General features: G+C 70.8%; 15 protein-coding genes. 6 read left to right on the forward strand and 9 right to left on the reverse strand.

All coding sequences use genetic code 11. From position 1 onward, the window contains the following. Window positions 1-149: 149 nt before the first annotated feature. Window positions 150-2,471, forward strand: coding sequence for a DEAD/DEAH box helicase (locus V1227_RS26570; protein ID WP_329788170.1), 2,322 nt, complete (start codon window positions 150-152; stop codon window positions 2,469-2,471). Window positions 2,472-2,783: 312 nt separating this feature from the next. Then, window positions 2,784-3,557, forward strand: coding sequence for an aminoglycoside adenylyltransferase domain-containing protein (locus V1227_RS26575; protein WP_329788171.1), 774 nt, complete (start codon window positions 2,784-2,786; stop codon window positions 3,555-3,557). Window positions 3,558-3,999: 442 nt separating this feature from the next. Here the strand turns inward: V1227_RS26575 and V1227_RS26580 are convergent, their stop codons facing one another. From V1227_RS26580 to ssd, 8 genes are all read right to left on the reverse strand, one after another. After that, window positions 4,000-4,620 (reverse strand): bifunctional DNA primase/polymerase, encoded by a 621-nt coding sequence (locus V1227_RS26580; protein WP_236220883.1) that lies wholly within the window; start codon window positions 4,618-4,620, stop codon window positions 4,000-4,002. 196 nt (window positions 4,621-4,816) lie between these two features. Then, window positions 4,817-5,242 carry an Rv3654c family TadE-like protein gene (locus V1227_RS26585; protein ID WP_329788172.1) on the reverse strand — a complete coding sequence of 142 codons (426 nt, stop codon included), beginning with the start codon at window positions 5,240-5,242 and terminating at the stop codon, window positions 4,817-4,819. Next, window positions 5,239-5,538 carry a TadE family type IV pilus minor pilin gene (locus tag V1227_RS26590; protein ID WP_329788173.1) on the reverse strand — a complete coding sequence of 100 codons (300 nt, stop codon included), beginning with the start codon at window positions 5,536-5,538 and terminating at the stop codon, window positions 5,239-5,241. Before V1227_RS26590 ends, V1227_RS26585 begins: the two co-directional genes overlap by 4 nt. A gap of 10 nt (window positions 5,539-5,548) precedes the next feature. Beyond that, window positions 5,549-5,710, reverse strand: coding sequence for a DUF4244 domain-containing protein (locus V1227_RS26595; RefSeq protein WP_090097586.1), 162 nt, complete (start codon window positions 5,708-5,710; stop codon window positions 5,549-5,551). 25 nt (window positions 5,711-5,735) lie between these two features. Next, window positions 5,736-6,260: a type II secretion system F family protein gene (locus V1227_RS26600; RefSeq protein ID WP_329788174.1), complete on the reverse strand. Its 525-nt coding sequence runs from the start codon at window positions 6,258-6,260 to the stop codon at window positions 5,736-5,738. Continuing rightward, window positions 6,257-7,027 (reverse strand): type II secretion system F family protein, encoded by a 771-nt coding sequence (locus V1227_RS26605; RefSeq protein WP_329788175.1) that lies wholly within the window; start codon window positions 7,025-7,027, stop codon window positions 6,257-6,259. The genes V1227_RS26600 and V1227_RS26605 overlap by 4 nt, the downstream gene beginning before the upstream one ends. Beyond that, window positions 7,021-8,133, reverse strand: coding sequence for a TadA family conjugal transfer-associated ATPase (locus V1227_RS26610; protein WP_329788176.1), 1,113 nt, complete (start codon window positions 8,131-8,133; stop codon window positions 7,021-7,023). Before V1227_RS26610 ends, V1227_RS26605 begins: the two co-directional genes overlap by 7 nt. Window positions 8,134-8,971: 838 nt before the next feature. Further along, window positions 8,972-10,006, reverse strand: a complete 1,035-nt coding sequence (gene ssd, locus V1227_RS26615; protein WP_329788177.1) for a septum site-determining protein Ssd — start codon at window positions 10,004-10,006, stop codon at window positions 8,972-8,974. Window positions 10,007-10,454: 448 nt separating this feature from the next. Here ssd and V1227_RS26620 point away from each other — a divergent pair, with 448 nt between their 5' ends. From V1227_RS26620 to V1227_RS26635, 4 genes are all read left to right on the forward strand, one after another. Then, window positions 10,455-11,249 carry an HAD-IB family hydrolase gene (locus V1227_RS26620; protein WP_329788178.1) on the forward strand — a complete coding sequence of 265 codons (795 nt, stop codon included), beginning with the start codon at window positions 10,455-10,457 and terminating at the stop codon, window positions 11,247-11,249. A 628-nt stretch (window positions 11,250-11,877) separates the two neighbouring features. Further along, entirely contained in the window at window positions 11,878-13,533 is a 1,656-nt protein-coding gene (locus tag V1227_RS26625) for a glycoside hydrolase family 3 protein (protein ID WP_329794121.1), read from the forward strand. Continuing rightward, entirely contained in the window at window positions 13,530-14,735 is a 1,206-nt protein-coding gene (locus tag V1227_RS26630) for an exo-beta-N-acetylmuramidase NamZ family protein (protein WP_329788179.1), read from the forward strand. The genes V1227_RS26625 and V1227_RS26630 overlap by 4 nt, the downstream gene beginning before the upstream one ends. A 7-nt stretch (window positions 14,736-14,742) precedes the next feature. Continuing rightward, window positions 14,743-16,266 carry a serine hydrolase domain-containing protein gene (locus tag V1227_RS26635; RefSeq protein WP_329788180.1) on the forward strand — a complete coding sequence of 508 codons (1,524 nt, stop codon included), beginning with the start codon at window positions 14,743-14,745 and terminating at the stop codon, window positions 16,264-16,266. On the opposite strand, the gene pdxR is transcribed toward V1227_RS26635, so the two are convergent. Next, window positions 16,249-17,586, reverse strand: a complete 1,338-nt coding sequence (gene pdxR / locus V1227_RS26640; protein ID WP_329788181.1) for a MocR-like pyridoxine biosynthesis transcription factor PdxR — start codon at window positions 17,584-17,586, stop codon at window positions 16,249-16,251. The genes V1227_RS26635 and pdxR overlap by 18 nt on opposite strands. Window positions 17,587-17,609 lie beyond the last annotated feature (23 nt).

Below are 17,609 nucleotides of genomic sequence, written 5' to 3' on the forward strand. Positions count from 1 at the left end.
GGCCGCCCAGCGCGACGTGACGCATCCCTCATTGGATGCGATGAGCGGGGAGTCTAGGGGGTGGTTGCAACGAGGCAACGAAACGTCCCGATCCGTGCACACACCGTTATCTGCGCAGGAAGTCGAGCACTGCCCGGCCGGGACTGTCGGTGGTGTATGCGAAGCTCGGCCTCGTGGTGGATCAGGGACGCCGGTTGCTGGACCGCGTGCTGGCGGGGGTGCCCGCCGGGGAGTCACCCCTCACGCACGCGCGTGATCTGCCGTTGCGGCAGGCAGATCACGTGGAGTGGCCTGCGTGGACAGCTCTCCCGGTCGTCGAGGCGTTCGTCGAGACGGGTGTGCGGGAGCCGTGGCGGCACCAGGTGGAGGCCGCGTCGCTGGCGTGGTCGGGGCAGCACGTGGTGCTCGCGACGGGCACGGCGTCGGGCAAGTCGCTCGCCTACCAGTTGCCCGTGCTTTCCACTCTTTTGGCGGACACGAAGGCCACCGCGCTGTACCTGTCGCCGACCAAAGCCCTTGGCGCGGACCAGCTCCGATCGCTGGGCGAGCTGGGGATCAAGGGCGTGCGCGCGTCGGCCTACGACGGCGACACCCCGATGGCCGAACGCGACTGGGTCAAGGCGCACGCCAACTGGGTCTTCACCAACCCCGACATGCTGCACCGCGGAATCCTCCCGCAGCACCCGAAATGGTTGCGCTTCTTCCGCCGACTGAAGTACGTGGTGATCGACGAGTGCCATTCCTACCGGGGTGTTTTCGGTTCGCACGTGGCGTTGTTGATGCGGCGGTTGCGGAGGGTCGCGCGGAAATACGGAGCGGATCCGGTGTTCGTTCTCGCATCGGCCACTGTGGCTGATCCTTCCGGGTCCGCCGAACGGTTGCTGGGCGTGCCGGTTTCCGCTGTCGTGGACGACTTTTCGCCCCGTGCGTCGCGCACGGTCGCGTTGTGGGAACCACCGCTGACCTCTTTGGAAGGTGAGAACGGTGCCCCCGTCCGGCGCTCGGCGGGCGCGGAGACGTCGCGGATCCTCGCGGACCTGGTGGTGGAGGGTGTGCGGTCGCTCGCGTTCGTGCGCTCGCGCCGCGGTGCGGAGCTGACCGCGATCGGCACCCAGCGGATCCTGTCCGAAGTGGACAGCGAGCTGCCGTCGCGGGTGGCCGCGTACCGGGGCGGGTTCCTGCCGGAGGAGCGGCGAGCGCTCGAGAAAGCCCTGACCACCGGTGATCTGCTCGGCGTCGCGACCACGAACGCGCTGGAGCTCGGCGTCGACATCGCCGGGCTGGACGCGGTGGTGGTGGCCGGCTTCCCCGGCACGCTGGCGTCGTTCTGGCAGCAGGCGGGCCGTGCCGGCAGGTCGGGTGACAGCGCGCTGGTGGTGTTCGTGGCGCGCGACGACCCGTTGGACACGTACCTGGTGCACAACCCGTCCGCGGTGCTCGACAGGCCGGTCGAGGCGACGGTCCTGGACCCGCTGAACCCGTACGTGCTGGGCCCGCAGCTGGCGTGCGCCGCGTCGGAGATGCCGCTGACACAGGCCTGCCTGGACGACTTCGGCGGACCGCTCGCGGAGTCCGTCCTCGAGGAGCTGGTGGCGGAGAAACTGCTGCGCAAGCGCCCCGCGGGCTGGTACTGGGCGTCGCACGACCGCCCGCACGCCGGGGTGGACATCCGCGGCTCCGGCGGCGAGCAGGTGGTCGTCGTGGAGGCGGACTCCGGCCGGATGCTCGGCACGGTCGACCCCGGATCGGCCTGCTGGCAGGTTCATCCCGGTGCGGTCTACCTGCACCAGGGGCGCGCGTACGTGGTCGACGAGCTCGACCTGGACAGCGGCCTCGCGATGGTCCACCGCGAAGACCCGGAGTGGACGACGCAGCCGCGCGACTGCGTGGACATCACCATCGTGCGCGAGGTCGAACGCGCCGAGTTCGACGGGGTGTCGGTGTCGCTCGGCGAGGTGGAGGTGACGACCCAGGTCGTCGGCTACCTGCGGCGGCTGCCGTCCGGGGTGGTGCTCGACCAGATCCCGCTCGACCTGCCGGAGCAGACGCTGCGGACCCGCGCTGTCTGGTACGCCGTCGACGAGTCGCTCCTGTTCGACGCCGGTGTGGAGGCCAAGCGGATCCCCGGCGCCCTGCACGCCGCCGAGCACGCGGCGATCGGTCTGCTGCCGCTGTTCGCGACGTGCGACAGGTGGGACATCGGCGGCGTGTCGACAGCGGCGCACCCGGACACGGGGATGCCGACGGTGTTCGTGCACGACGGCCACCCCGGCGGCGCGGGCTTCGCGGACCGCGGGCACTCGGCGTTGCGGGCCTGGCTGACGGCGACGAGAGCGGCGATCAGCGCGTGCTCGTGCCCGATGGGCTGCCCGTCGTGCGTGCAGTCGCCGAAGTGCGGCAACGGCAACGACCCGCTGGACAAGGCCGGCGCCGTGCTGGTGCTGGACGTGGTGCTGGGCAAAATCGCCTGACCGGGTGGTCGTTGCCCGGCTACCGTGACCTGGTGAACGCCTGCGGCTGCAACGCCATGGACCGGACCCGTCGCGCTTAGGCGCGGCTGAGCCCGGCGCACCCGCCCCGACCGGGGGTCACCCCGACTTGGGCGGTCGCCTTGTCCTGGGTGGTCGCCTTGTCCTGGGTGGTCGCCTTGTCCTGGGTGGTCGCCTTGTCCTGGGTGGTCGCCCCGCCGCACCCCGGTGCAGCGAGCCGACCCCCCTGTGTCCGGGCCGTCTCCTCCGCCGCGCCCGTTCCCTCCACCGGCCACGGGTTCACGGGAGTCTGCCTTGTTCACCCCCTTTTCCGACCTGAACGCCCTGCTCGCCGACCTGGTCTCCTCGGTCCGCGAGATCCTCGGCCCCACCTACGTCGGCACGTACGTCCAGGGTTCGTTCGCCCTGGGTGCCGGCGACGTCCACAGCGACTGCGACTTCATCGTCGCCTGCACCGAACCGCCGTCCGGCGACCGCGAAGCGGGGTTGCGGCGGTTGCACGACGAGATCCCCCAGCGTCCGGGCCGCTGGTCGACGGAGGTCGAGGGCTCGTACGCCGACGTCGAGTCGTTGCGCTCCGTCGCCGGCCTCGGGGTGCCGTGGCTGTTCAACGACCACGGCACGCGGACGTTGGAGTGGGATCTGCACTGCAACAACCCGCACGCCCGCTGGATCCTGCGCCACCACGGCATCGTGATCGACGGCCCGCCGATCACCTCACTGGTCGACGAGGTGCCTGCTTCCGTCCTGCGCTCGTCGATGCGGGCCGAGCTGCCGCACGTGCTGACGGGCATCCGGGAGTGGGCGCCGATGGGGAACGCCTGGACGCAGCGCTACATCGTCTCGACGTACTGCCGCACGCTCTACACCATCCGGACCGGAGAGGTGGAGTCGAAGCGCGGCGCCCTGCTGTGGGCGTTGAATGTGCTCGATCAGCGGTGGCACCCGCTGATCGAGCAAGTCCTGCGCGACCGGGACCTCGGCTGGGACGCCGACGCGGTACCGCGGCCCGGATCCTTGGAGGAGACCTTCGCCTTCGCGGCGTACGCGGAAGGGCTCCACCTCTAGCTTTTCGTGGGCGCGGCGGGGGCTCACGGGTACCCCCGCCGCGCTCTCCACGTGCCGAACACCGTGTTCCCGCCTGCTACCGCTTCGTGACCGGATCCCTTGGAACATCGGTGGAATCTGGTTCGTTCGTCTCGACAGGACACGCGGGAGGCGACGGTGTCGACTGTCTGCTGACGAACTCCGGGGAGGAGCCGGCTTCACCGACCGCGGCAGAGCGGGGGCTCTGCCACTACTGTCCTCGGTCCGGTCACTGTTGCGGGAGGCTGTCCTTCGGGGTGCGTGTTCGGCTTTTCCGCCCGTTCCTTCGCCGGCCCCCGACGTGCGGGGTGCGGAGGCCGGTCATCGGACCGGGCTTGGTGGAACGGCCGTGCAGGGCATCGCCTTCGGGGTTGTCGGGGAGAGTCCACGACGACACCCAGCACGGCCGGGCTTTTCGGTTGTGTCAGACGGTTTCGAGCTGGTAGCCCGCCGGGGTGCGGACCGCCTCGACGAGTGCGTCCTGCACGACGTGCGCGTCCGGCAGGTTCCAGCCGCAGACCTGCGGCTTGACCCGCCAGTGCACGACACCGTGCGCCATGGTGGTGGGAGGGAGCGGGATGTACTCGCCCTTGGCGTAGTGGTGCACGTCCGAGTTGTTCGCCAGCTCGGAGTTGAGCGTCGAGCCGGACTTCACGAGGAACATCCAGCGGCCGGACGGGGTCGCGGCGATCGGCACGGGAACACCGATCGACCGCAGGGCGACGGCCGCGCGGCGGCCGAGGGCGGTACCGACCTCGATCGCGTCCACCACGTGGCCGGTGGCGACGAGAAGGCTGTAGGAACGGCCGGCCCACCAGGTGGCGACCTGGTCGGGGCTCGTCCCGATCCGGTCGACCCAGTCGCGGTGCACCGGGATCGGGCCGTGGAGCTCGAGGCCGCTGCGGCCCGCCCACTGCGTGACGCCGTTCTCGGTGGCGGCCGGGTAGGTGCCGGGCAGCACAGGCCAACCGCGGTACGCGAGGCTCACGGCCTCGGCACGCAGTTCGATGCGGAAGGCCCCGCGCCAGCTGTCCGACCAATCCATCTTCCGTCGCCTTCTTCCTAGGCTCTGACTCGACATCGACGTGGTGCCGGTTCCTGTGGAGCACCGCGTCGGTGCCGCCACTACAACTAACGACACCGGCCCGGGCCGCCGTAACCCCCTCTCGACAACTGGTAGCTGTGGAACGGCGAACGTCCTCCGGCTGAACGGAGCGCCGAACGCCGGGCGTTTGGTTCGATCACCGTTCAGCATGTTCGGGCGCGGGTGTGAGTCCGCTCACCGCTGCGAGTCGACCGCTCGTCGCTCTCCAAACGCTTCGATCTTCAGCCGGACCTGCCCTCGCCCGTGCGTTCACCGGGCCGAACGGTGTGGCCGCGGACACCTCGACCACCACCTCCCAGCCGTTCACCGTGCAGCCCGTCAGCTCGGCACTGTTCTCCAGGGCGACTCGTTTTGCCTGCTCACAAGCACTTTCGTCGCCTTCGACGAGACGAGCGGCAGCCGCGAGCGCCGCCAGATCGGCCGCACCGGTCACCCGGTGCCGCGCGACGACCGCCGAACCGATCCGCGCACCGCCCGCCGCGACGATGATCAGCAGCAGCATCGCCACCACGCCGCTCACCGCAGCCGAACCGCGCTCGCGACCAGCCCGTTCGCCGCTCATCGCGGCTCCGGCACGGCGAACGCCCGCGCGCTGAGCGGTAAGCCGAGCGGACCTCTCTTGCTGACGACCACCTCCACCGCGTCCGGGTCGAGGTGGATCACGACGGTCGCACCGGGCGCGATCTCCGCCACCGCCGCCTCGCCGCGCTGCCGTTCACCGCGCGCCGCAAGCCGCGCCGCCTCTCTCGCAGCGTCGGTGCACCGCATCTGTTCGATGACCGCCGTCAGCCCGTTCGCCGCCAGCCACATGGCCACCAGCAACGCACTCACCGCGATCGCCGCCTCGACCGTGACCATGCCGCGGTCGTCAGACCGTCGACAGCGCACGCTGTATCAGCCCTTGCAACAGGTTCTGCACGAAGTCGCTGGTGACGACCACGTACAGCACCGCGGCCAGCGCGGCCGCCACCAACGTCCCGATCGCGTACTCCACGGTGCTCATGCCGCTGTCGTCGTCGAGCAGGTCCATCTCTTCTCCCGGGTGAGGAAACAGGTCAGGTGAGCAACTGATCGGCCAGCCCCAGCACCACCGGCACGACGCCGAGGCACAGGAACGCCGGCAGGAAGCACAGTGCGAGAGGTGCGGCCACCGCGACCGCGGCCCTCTGCGCCTTCGCTTCGGCCTGGTCGGTCGCCTCGGCCCTGGTCCGCGCGGCGAGCTCGGCGGTCTGCCGGGCGAGCGCCGCCCCGGACCGCGCGGTCCGCCTGGCGGCCCTGGCGAGCCGCTGCGTGGCCGGGTGCTCCAGCGCGGGCGCCCACGCCGTGACCGGGTCGGCACCGAGTCTGAGCAGGTCGGCGACCTGCGCCAGCTCTCCGATCCCGGCCGCCCGGATCGCCGTCGGCACCGGCAGCCCGGCCTTCAGGCACGCTGCCAGCAGGTCCCAGGCCGCCGCCCTTTCGAACGGCCCCTCCGCTCTCCGTTCGTCGGGCGGAGCATGGGCCCGGGGCTTGAGGCGATCGACGGATCGCGGCGGGCTCGGCACCACGAGCAGCGCCAGCGCGAGGAGGAGGAACGTCACGGCTCCACCTCCGTGATGCGCTTCGTCCACCACAACCCGGCCGCCAGGAACACCGCGCCCAGCACCAGCAGGCACTGCCCCGCGGTGGTGCTCGTGAGGACGTGGAACGGCTCGGCGCCGCTGATCTCGCCCAGCAGCACCCCGAACACCGGCAGCGCCGCCAGCACCGCCGCGCTGGCCCGCGGCCCCGCCATCCGCGCGTGCACCTGCCGCGCGAACGCCGCCCGCTGGTCGAGGTCGCGCCTCGTGGCGTCCAGGACGTCCGCCAGTGCCACACCGTGCTTCGCCGACACGTGCCACGCCTTCGCCAGCTGTGCCACGGCGGGCTCGAGCAGTGGCTGGTCCAGTTCGGTCAGCGTCCTGGTGATGTCACCACCCAGCCGTGACGTCGCCGCCGCGGCTTTCAGCACTTCACCGGCCGGCGCCGGGGTGTCCTGGGCCGCACCCTCCGCCGCCTGGGCCGGGTGGGCGCCTGCCCGCAGCTCGTCGACCACTCCGCCCAAGCCGTCGCTGAGCGCTTCGGTGGCGGCGGTACGGGCCTTGTTCTCCTTGTGCTGCTTCAGAACGGCTCTCACCGTCGCGGCGAGGACCGCTGCGGCCACGAGTCCGCCGATGCCCGTCGTCAGGTAGGCGACCGCCGCCGCGGCCACGAGCCAGAGGTGCTTCGGCACCACGACTTCTCGTTCGCCCCGCGGCTTGAGCCGCCGGATCGGCTTGAGATGCGGCCACGTGACCAGGGCTGCCGCCAGCAGCAGGAGGGTCAGCACAGCAACTCCTTGTCGTGCCAGCCTTTCTCCCGCGTCCAGACCGGACGGACCACGAGCCCGTCGCCGGTGCGCTCGAAGGCGCCGATCTCGTTGAGGTAGCGGACGCCGCTGTCCCGCCGCATGTGCAGGACGATCCGCAACGCCGCCGCCACCTGGCTGTGCAGGGCGTGCGGTGCGAGCCCGCCCAACGCCCCCAGCGCTTCCAGCCGGGCGGGCACCTCGGCCGGCGAGTTGGCGTGCAACGTCCCGGCACCTCCTTCGTGCCCGGTGTTCAACGAGGTCAGCAGCTCACGGACCTCGGCCCCGCGCACCTCCCCCACCACGATCCGGTCGGGCCGCATCCGCAACGCCTCCCGCACCAGCTCCCGAGCTGTCACCTCGCCCGCACCCTCGACGTTCGCGGGCCGCGCGGTGAGCCGCACGAACTGCGGGTGGCCGGGGCTGAGCTCGCTGGCGTCCTCGACGCACACGATGCGTTCGGTGGCCGGCACGCACCCCAGCAACGCGGACAGCAGCGACGTCTTGCCCGACCCCGTTCCGCCGATCACCAGGAACGCGAGTCTCTTCCGGACGATCGAACGCAACGCCAGCCCGATCTCGGCGTCGAACGTGCCGAGCCGTTGCAACGCTTCGAGGTCGTGCGTCGCCGGCCGCAGAACCCGCAGCGACAGGCAGGTGCGCTCCGCGATCGGCGGCAACACCGCGTGCAACCGCACACCGCTGCCCGGCAACCACCCGTCGACGCAGGGCGAGGCGTCGTCGAGGCGCCGGCCCGCCGCCACCGCCAGCCGCTGGGCGAGCCGCCGGACCGCGTCTTCGTCGGGGAACGTGACGGTGGTGCGGCGCAGGCCCGCCCTGCCGTCCACCCAGACCTGGTCCGGCGCGGTGACGAGGACGTCGGTGGTGCCGGGGTCCGCCAGCAGCGGGTCGAGGGGGCCGGTGCCGCTGAACTCCTGGCGGAGGACCCGGAGGGCTTCGAGGACGTCGGAGTCCGCCAGGACGCCGCCGGCTTCGGAGCGGACGGCGTCGGCGACCACCGCCGCGGTCAGCTCGATGTCGGTGCCGGCCAGGCGGTGGCGGACGCGGTCGATGAGGGCGGCGGTCATGTCACGGGCCTTGGCGGGTTGGGCCGGGGTGGCTTCGGCGGGGTGAGGACGCTTCGCGCTGGTGGGTGGGGCGGAGTGCTCGGCGCTGGTGGGTGGAAGCGGACGGGCGGGGTGCCTCGCGCGGGTCGGCGGATGCCTGTGGGAGGGGTGCTCGCCGGTTCTGGAACGCGGTCATGTCACGCCGCCTTTCGGCCTGGCACTTGTGTCGTGCGCGGAGATCGGGAAGTGGTCGGGTGTCGTGGGAGCAGCTCGGGTCTGCTTGCGGTGAGGGCCGGGCGGCGGTCATGCCGCGCACCTCGTCGGGTTGGACTGGGGTGACTTCGTCGGCACTGGGCTGGGCGCTTCGCGCTGGTGCGCGCAGACGGGTGGGCGGGTGTTCGGCGCTCACGGCTGGAAGCGGGTCGCTGTCTGGAATGCGGGCATGTCGCACACCTCCGGGCTCAGCACGCGCGATGCGCGCAGGAGTGGAGCGCGCCGGTCCGACGGAGGGCCGGGCGGCGGTCATGTCGCCGGTCCCGGGCGGCGGGCGTGGCGGCCGTAGGTGATCTCGCCGCCGGTGAGGCGGAGCCAGATCTCGGTGCACCAGATGAGGAAGCGGTTCATCGCGGTGGCTCCTCCTTGAAGACGAAGCGGGGTGGGAAGGGGCGGCGGTAGACGACGAGGTTGCGCAGCATCCGGCCCAAGATGCGCAGGCAGAGGCGGAGCACGGTGGTCCTTCCGGACGAGAAGGGCGGAGGTGAAACCGTTGGTGGCGAACGGAAAGCGGGCTGGCGGCCTCCCGGCGACATCCCTTGCAGCCGGGGAGCGCCTGGACGTCGGCGCCTCCGGCGCAAGCGGGTCAGGGGCGCAGCTCCTTCAGGACCTGACGGGCCGCTGACGCGAGTGGGCCCTTGGCGTTGCGTGGGAAGCGGCCCCGTTCCAGCACCTCCGGCAGGCCCGGTTCCGGGCGCATCGAGGTGAGCAGGGGGACGCCGATGACCTCGGCCATCTCCGCCGGGTGCAGGTTGCCCGGTGAGGGGCCGCGGACCACCAGGCGGAGGTTGCGGCCGTTCGTCAGCAGGCGGGTGGCCACCCTGCTGGCGGCCGCGGTGGCTCTTACCTCGGCCGGTACGACCAGGACCGTCAGATCGGTGCGGTCCAGGGCTGCCGAGGCTGCCGACGTGGGGAACCTCGGGAGGTCGCAGACCACCGTGCAGCCCGCTCTGCGGCCGGCGTCGAGGACTGCCGCCACGGCGGCCGGTTCCGGGTCGGGGCCGGTGCGGTCGCAGGCGAGGACGCTCAGGTTGCCCGAGGTGGGCAGGGCGGCGCGGAGGGCGGACATCGGGACCTTGCCGCCGCTGCAGTGGACACCGGGCCAGCGGGCGCCCTCGTCGGACTCCGTGCCCAGGGCCAGGTCTATGCCGCCGCCGAGGGGGTCGCAGTCGACGAGCATCGCCTCGCCGCCCTGGGCGACGGCTTCGCGGCCGACGGCGACGGCGAGGACCGAGGCTCCGGCTCCGCCCCGGCCGCCCAGGAAGGACACCACCCGGCCCCGGTCGGAGGGCGGGCCCTCGCCGAGGTCGGTCAGGGCGTTCACCAGGGCGCGGCCCTCCGCGGGCAGTTCCAGGACGCCGTCGGCTCCCAGGGCCACGGCCGGGGCCCACGGCGGATCGCCTCCGTGGACTACCAGAACGCCGGAGCGGCGCGGGAAGCCCGCGTCGAGGCAGGCGGAGACCGCGTGCGGGTCGAGCAGGACCAGCGGGGCCGAGTGCCACTGCGAGCGCAGCGACGTGACGTCCGGGGTGCAGGCGAGCGGGCAGTCGGCCGCGGCGGCGACGCGGAGGACCTCGTCGAGGAGGTCCTGGTCGGTGAGCAGGGCGGTGGGGCGGGTCATGGGGTTCACGCTGCTGGGTCGTGATGAATGACACAACGGGGTGAAGATCGAGATGTGGACAAATCAGCGGTTGTGGACAGGTCGCGATCTTCGAGGCCTTGGGGCGCAGGAAGTGTCGGGGCTGTGTGCCACGCTGAGGGGTTGGGCTGTGCGACGCCGGGCACGGGCGGCAGAGGTCCAGTCGCGGCCACCGGGAAACGGCCTGCGGATATGGGACGACCCCCGCCAGGGGGAGGGACGGGGGTCGTCAATGGTTCAGTCCCGGGGGGTCGGACTGAACCCGTCCGTCGAACCGGACCCTCCTACTGTATCCCCATGCGCCAGTGCCGCGCGCAACTTCCGCAACAGCCGCTGGGCAAGTTTCGGTAACCGTGCGGCACAACGGTTTCGTACACGAGCGAAATGCCGCCCGAACGGTCTACCGACCAGTACGCCTAAGCTGCGCTACATGAGCCGGATCGCCGCCTTCTTCGACCTCGACAAGACCGTGATCGCGAAGTCGAGCACGCTGGCGTTCAGCCGTCCCTTCTTCCAGGAAGGGCTGATCAACCGCCGCGCGGTGTTGAAAAGCGCGTACGCGCAGTTCGTGTTCATGCTGGCAGGGGCGGACGCGGACCAGATGGACCGCATGCGCGCGCACATCACGGCACTCGCCGCCGGGTGGGACGTCGAGCAGATCCGCAGCATCGTCAGCGAAACGCTGCACGACATCGTCGACCCGCTCGTCTACAAAGAAGCGACACAGTTGATCGCCGACCACAAGGCGGAGGGCCACGACGTCGTCATCGTGAGCGCCTCGGGTGAGGAACTCGTCGCGCCCATCGCCCAGATGATCGGCGCCGACCACAGCGTCGGGACGAGAATGGTCGTCCTCGACGGCCGCTACACCGGTGACATCGACTTCTACTGCGCGGCCGACAACAAAGCCATCGCCATCAAGCAGCTCGCCGCCGAGCACGGCTACGACCTCGCGCAGAGCTACGCCTACTCGGACAGCGTCACGGACCTGCCGATGCTCGAGGTCGTCGGCCACCCGACGGCCGTGAACCCGGACCGGGGCCTGCGCCGGGTCGCCGTCGACAAGGACTGGCCGGTGCAGCAGTTCGTCGACCCGGTGAGCCTGCGGGGCCGCATCCCCACGCCGTCCGGCAGGGCGGTCGCGGTCACGGCCCTCGGCCTCGGTGCCGCCGCGGCGGCGGGCGCCGCCTGGTACGGCCTGCGGCGCAAGCGGAACCGCGACTAGTCAAGTCCCCGAGCGACATCGGCACCCTTCGAGTCCGGTACCGGCGAGTAGCGGCAACGCGCCGCGCACGAGGTGCCCGCGTGGGTGCACGGCACCGCCCCCGTCAGCGGTACCCGAACGCGAATACGAGCTGACAAATCCAGAAACCCCAGTACTTTCACTACTGAACGTGGCTTGAACGGTGCACCCGTCCGAGCCCTTGCTGTGACCGGGCACACGCACTTAAATGGATGGTGCGGACCTCGGGTCGGCCAGGGACCTGGCGAAGAGAAGCCAGACTCCACCCCGGCGGAGCTCCGTGCGCGGACTTCGAGTACCCACGCGCAGCACGCCGCGGGAGGCTTGTCGTCTAGGGCCTGCGTATCGGGACGCCGGACGCCGAGGCCAGGGTTGTACGACACGAGTTGCACGCTTGGTAACTCGCAAGCCCGCGCTGAAGACGGGGCACCCTTTCGAGGGTGCCCCGTCTGCTTGCGCGTGGAGAATTGCCACCGAACGGCACAATGTGCCCCCGTTGACCCACCACACAGCCGTGAGTAACTTGCGAACTACGCCAGTTACCTGTGGGAACATTACCGGGAGGCACGGACAAGTGCGGAAGTTCGCCGCGTTGACGCTGGTCACAGCCATGGTCGCCCTCACGCCGGTGGCGAGAGCGGACGCCGCCGTGACCACCCTGCGCGGGATGTCGCTGGAACAGAAGGTCGGCCAGCTCTTCGTCACGTACGTCAACGGCCAGGCCGCCGACGTCCCGCACCCCAAGAACCAGACCGACTTCGGAGTGACGACGGCCGCGGAGATGGTGCGCAAGTACCAGCCGGGCGGTGTCATCTACTTCAACAACTCGAGCCGCGACAACATCGACACGCCCAAGCAGATCGCGCAGCTCTCCAACGGCCTGCAGAAGGCCAGCCGCGTTCCGCTGCTCATCTCGATCGACCAGGAGATGGGCGTCGTCACGCGCATCGGCCCGCCCGCCACGCAGCTGCCGGGCAACATGGCCCTCGGCGCCGGCCGCAGCACGCGGGACGCGGAGGAGGCCGCGCGCATCACCGGCTCGGAGCTCCGCGCGATGGGCATCAACCAGAACTTCGCGCCGGACGCCGACGTCAACTCGAACCCGGTGAACCCCATCATCGGCGTGCGCAGCTTCTCGAGCGACCCGAAGCTCGCAGCCGAGATGACGGCCGCGCAGGTCAGGGGCTACGAGGGCCGCCGCCTGCTCGACCCGGCGTCGGTCACCTCGACCGCCAAGCACTTCCCCGGCCACGGCGACACGTCCGAGGACAGCCACACCGCCCTGCCGGTTTCCAACCGGAGCCTGGAGCAGTGGCGCCAGATCGACTCGCCGCCGTTCAAGGCCGCCATCGACGCCAAGATCGACTCGATCATGACCGCGCACATCCAGGTGCCGCAGATCGACCCGTCGGGCAACCCGGCGACGCTCAGCCCGAAGATCATCACCGGTCTGCTGCGCGACGAGCTGGGGTACGACGGCGTGGTCGTCACCGACTCGCTGGAGATGGCGGGCGTGCGCAAGCTGCACTCCGACGCCGAGATCCCGGTGCTGGCCATCAAGGCGGGCGTCGACCAGCTGCTGATGCCGCCGAACCTCGGTCTCGCGATCGACAGCGTCCTCAAGGCCGTCCGCAGCGGTGAGATCTCCGAGAAGCGCATCGACGAGAGCGTCCTGCGCATCCTCAAGATGAAGCTCCTGCGCGGCGTCATGGTCACCGCGCGGGTCGACGAGAACAGGGCCGAGCAGGTCGTCGGCTCCCACACGCAGCAGGCCCAGGCCATCGCCGACCGCACCGTCACGGCCGTCCGAAACGACGGCCAGGCGATTCCGCTGAACGCCACCGCTCCCCTGGTCGTCGGCACGAGCGACGCCACGGTCTCGGCACTGGCCACGCGCCTCAAGGGCGCCAAGGTCGTCACGGCGGCGAGCCCCACGGCGGCGCAGGTCCAGCAGGCGCTGGCAGCGGCGGCCGGCGCCGACAAGATCGTGGTGCTGACCAACAACCTGAGCACCAGGCCGGCCCAGCTCGACCTGCTCAACCAGCTCGTCGCCACCGGCAAGCCGGTCATCGCGGCCGCCACCGCCAACCCGTACGACGTGGCCCACGGCAACGCCAAGACGTGGCTCGCGACGTACTCGACCACGACCGTGTCGATGGAGGCGCTGGCCAAGGTCCTGCTCGGCGAGACCACGCCGCGGGGCAAGCTCCCGGTCGACGTCCCCGGCCCGACGCCCTACCCGTTCGGGCACGGGGTGACCTGGTGAGGCGGCGGAGCTTCCTCGCCGCGGGCGCCCTGTCCGTCCCCCTCGTCACCGCTCCGGCCGCTCAGGCGGCCCCGAAGCTCACCACCGCCGCGGAGCAGCTCGCGAGCGACGGCTGGCGCAAGCTCCGGGGCCGCAAGGTCGGCGTGCTGACGAACCCCACGGGGATCTTGAAGGACCAGACGCACATCGTCGACTCGATGGTCGCCCACGGCGCCAAGCCGACGGCCGTGTTCGGCCCCGAACACGGCTTCCGCGGCACGGCGCAGGCCGGCGGTTCCGAGGGCGACTACGCGGACCCGCGCACCGGCATTCCCGTGTACGACACGTACGGAGCCAACCCCGCGAAGATCCAGGCGATGTTCGCGAAGGCCGGCATCGACACCGTCGTGTTCGACATCGCGGACGTGGGCGCGCGCTTCTACACCTACATCTGGTCGATGTACCAGGCGATGGAGGCCGCGGCGAACCTCGACTTCATCGTGCTGGACCGCCCGAACCCCATCGGCGGCAGGGCGAACGGCCCGCAGCTCGACCCTTCCTACGCCACCTTCGTGGGCCTCAAGCCCATCGTCCAGCAGCACGGCATGACGGTCGGCGAGCTCGCCCGCTTCTTCGTGGGCGAGTTCGGCCTGAAGACGAGGCTGGAGGTCGTGAACGTCCGGGGCTGGCGGCGCGACCAGCTCGACACCGGCCTGCCGTGGGTGCCACCGAGCCCGAACATGCCCACCCCGGACACCGCGCTGGTCTACCCCGGCACGTGCCTGTTCGAGGGCACGGTGCTGTCCGAGGGCCGCGGCACCACCCGTCCGTTCGAGACCGTCGGCGCACCCGGCGTCGACTGGCGCTGGGCGGAGGAGCTGAACGCCCTGGGCCTGGGGGGCGTCAGGTTCCGCGAGACCTACTTCTCGCCGACGTTCAACAAGTTCCAGGGCAAGACCTGCGGCGGTGTCACCCTGCACGTCACCGACCCGCACGAGTTCGACGCCATCCGAGCCGCCGTCGCGATGATCATCACCGTGAAGTCGCTGTACCCGGCCGTCTTCGCGTGGCGGCCCGACAACTGGATCGACAAGCTCAGCGGCTCCGGCCGGCTGCGCGGGATGATCGACGCCCAGGCTCCGCTGGACGAGGTCGTCGGCGCGTGGCAGCAGGAGCTGCAGCAGTTCCGCCGCACCCGCCTGCCCTACCTGCGCTACCGGTGAGGACGCCATGCTCATCCCTGCCCTGGCCGTCGCGCTCGTGACGACGGCGGTCCCCGGACACTTCGACCAGCCCCAGGACGGCTTCGCGCACGAACGGACGACGTTGCGCCAGTCCAACCCGTACTGGGCGGGTCTCGACCCCGAGCCGATCAACGCGGCCCTGCGCCGGCTCCACGACTTCACGAAACCGCAGGCGAACGGCAAACCGCTCTACGCGGGCGCCGTCACGCTGTACGTGCACGACGGCAAGATCGTCACGCACGACCGCACGGGTTACGCGGTGCTCTACGAGGACGCGCAAACCCAGCTGCCGGAGGGAGAACGCGTCCCGATGCGCAAGGACACGATCTTCGACCTCGCCTCCATCTCCAAGCTGTTCACGTCGATCGCGGTGATCCAGCAGGTCGAGCAGGGGCGTGTCGGCATCGACGAACGCGTCGCGACCTACCTGCCCGAGTTCGGCGTGAACGGCAAGGAGGACATCACCGTCAAGCAGCTCCTCACACACACGAGCGGCCTCGAACCGTTCATCCCGTTGTGGAAGCTGTACCCGGACATCCCGTCGCGCATCAAAGCCGTGATGGACGTGAAGCCGAAGTCCACGCCCGGCACCACGTACGTCTACTCGGACCTGAACCTGATCACGCTCGGCGAGATCGTCTCCAAGGTGAGCGGCAAGAGGCTCGACCAGGCCGTGCGGGACGGCATCACCGGGCCGCTCGGCATGAGGGACACCGGCTACAACCCGAAGGCGGAGGACCGCACGGCGGCGACCGAGTTCCAGTCCTCACCACCACGCGGCATCGTCCGCGGCGAGGTGCACGACGAGAACGCCTGGTCCCTCGGAGGAGTCGCCGGCCACGCGGGCGTCTTCGGCACGGCCAGGGACCTCGCGGTCCTCGGCCAGACGATCCTCAACGGCGGCACGTACAACGGCCGCCGGATCCTGGCCGAGCACTCCGTCGAGCTGATGCTCACGAACTTCAACCAGCAGTTCCCCGACAACGACCACGGCCTCGGCTTCGAGCTCGACCAGCGCTGGTACATGGGCGCGCTGAGCGGGCCGGGCACCGCCGGGCACACCGGCTACACCGGCACGTCGTTCGTGGTCGACAAGGCCTCGCGGTCGATCGCGGTCCTGCTGACCAACCGCGTGCACCCGAGCCGCGACTGGGGCAGCGTGAACCCGGCCCGCCGCGTCGCCGCCGACGGCCTGGCGAACGCGCTCGCCGTCAAGGCGCACGGAAGGCAATGGCGTGCGACGACTTCCGGCGGGACGCTGGTCGCGGAACGCCCGGTCGAGGTCTTCGTCGACGTCGACAAGGGCGACAAGCTCACCGTGCAGCACTGGAACGGCACCGACTGGCAGGACGCGCGGACGATCACGACGACCGGCCGTCGCTGGGTGGCGGTGGAACCGGTGAAGTCCCGGTTCGTCCACACCAGGGCAGGCCAGTACAACGGCCGTGGCGTCTACGTGCACGCCCGCGGCGAAGTCACGGCCGAGGGCTGGTCAGCAGCACGCCGCTAGCACTTCGGCGAAGCTCTGGAGCGCCCGGGGAAACGCGGGCGCTCCGAAGCTCACGACCACTCCGGACCGGTCGTCGCCGCTCAGCTCGTGCCGGAACCACGACAGCGGGCTGAGCTCGATCCCACGTTCGCGCGCGGTCTCCACGATCGCCGTTTCGTGAGGCGTCTCCAGCACTGCGTGCATCCCGGCGGCGATGCCCGAGACCGTCACGTACGGCGAGACAGCCTCCACGAGCCGGTCACGCCGCCGTTGGTACTTCAGCCGCATCCGCCGCACGTGGCTGTCGTAGGCGCCGGACGACAGGAAGTCGGCCAACGTCAGCTGGTCGAGCATGCTGATGTGCTGCTCGCGGTCGGTCTTCAACTCCAGCACCGGGCCCACGAACCGGTCCGGCAGCACCATCCACGCGATCCGCAACGCCGGCGACAGCGCCTTGCTGGACGTCCCGAGGTAGACGACGTGCTCGGGGTCCAGCCCCTGCACGGCTCCCACCGGCTGCCGGTCGTAGCGGAACTCGCCGTCGTAGTCGTCTTCCAGCACAAGCCCGTCCACGCGCCGTGCCCACTCCACGGCCGATGCGCGCCGCCGTGGGTGCAGTGGACCGCCCAGCGGGAACTGGTGCGCCGGCGTCAACACGCACGCACGCACGTCGTCGGGCAACTGCTCGGTGTTGGCGCCGTGGTCGTCCACCGCCAACGGCACCGTCGACGTCCACAGCGACCGGTGGAAGTGCAGCCCGTACTCCTCGACGACGACGGGTGGCTCGAGCAGCTGGTCGAACATCCCGACAGCGCCCCCGAACCCCGAGCACACCACGATCCGCTCGGGGTCGGCCCGCACGCCCCGCGCCCGTGCGAGGTACTCGGCCAGCGCGGTGCGCAACTCGATGCGCCCCTGCGGGTCCCCCGGACCGAAAGCCTCCGACGGTGCCGCCGTCAACGCCCGCCGCGTCGAGCGGATCCACTCCGCGCGCGGGAACTCGGTGACGTCCGGCGTCGACACGGTCAGGTCGAACTGCGCGTCCGGCCCCGCGGCCCTGCGGGTGACGGGGGCAGGCGGTGAGACCCGTTGCGCGACAACGGTTCCGGATCCCTGACGGGCGGTCAGCCAGCCTTCGGCCACCAGTTCCGCGTAGGCCTCGGCGACGGTGTTGCGCGCGATCCCGAGGTCGGCGGCGAGCGACCGCGAGGCGGGCAGCCGGGTGCCGGGAGGCAGTCGCGCCGACCGGACCGCGTCCCGCAGCGACGCCGTCAACCGGTGCCGCAGTCCACCCGGACCGGACAGGTCCAGGTGGAAGTCGAGATTGGCCCACGATTCCACGATCAGATTGCACCACGACCAGG

Source organism: Lentzea sp. DG1S-22, from assembly GCF_036321065.1.
Taxonomy (GTDB): Bacteria; Actinomycetota; Actinomycetes; order Mycobacteriales; family Pseudonocardiaceae; genus Lentzea; species Lentzea jiangxiensis.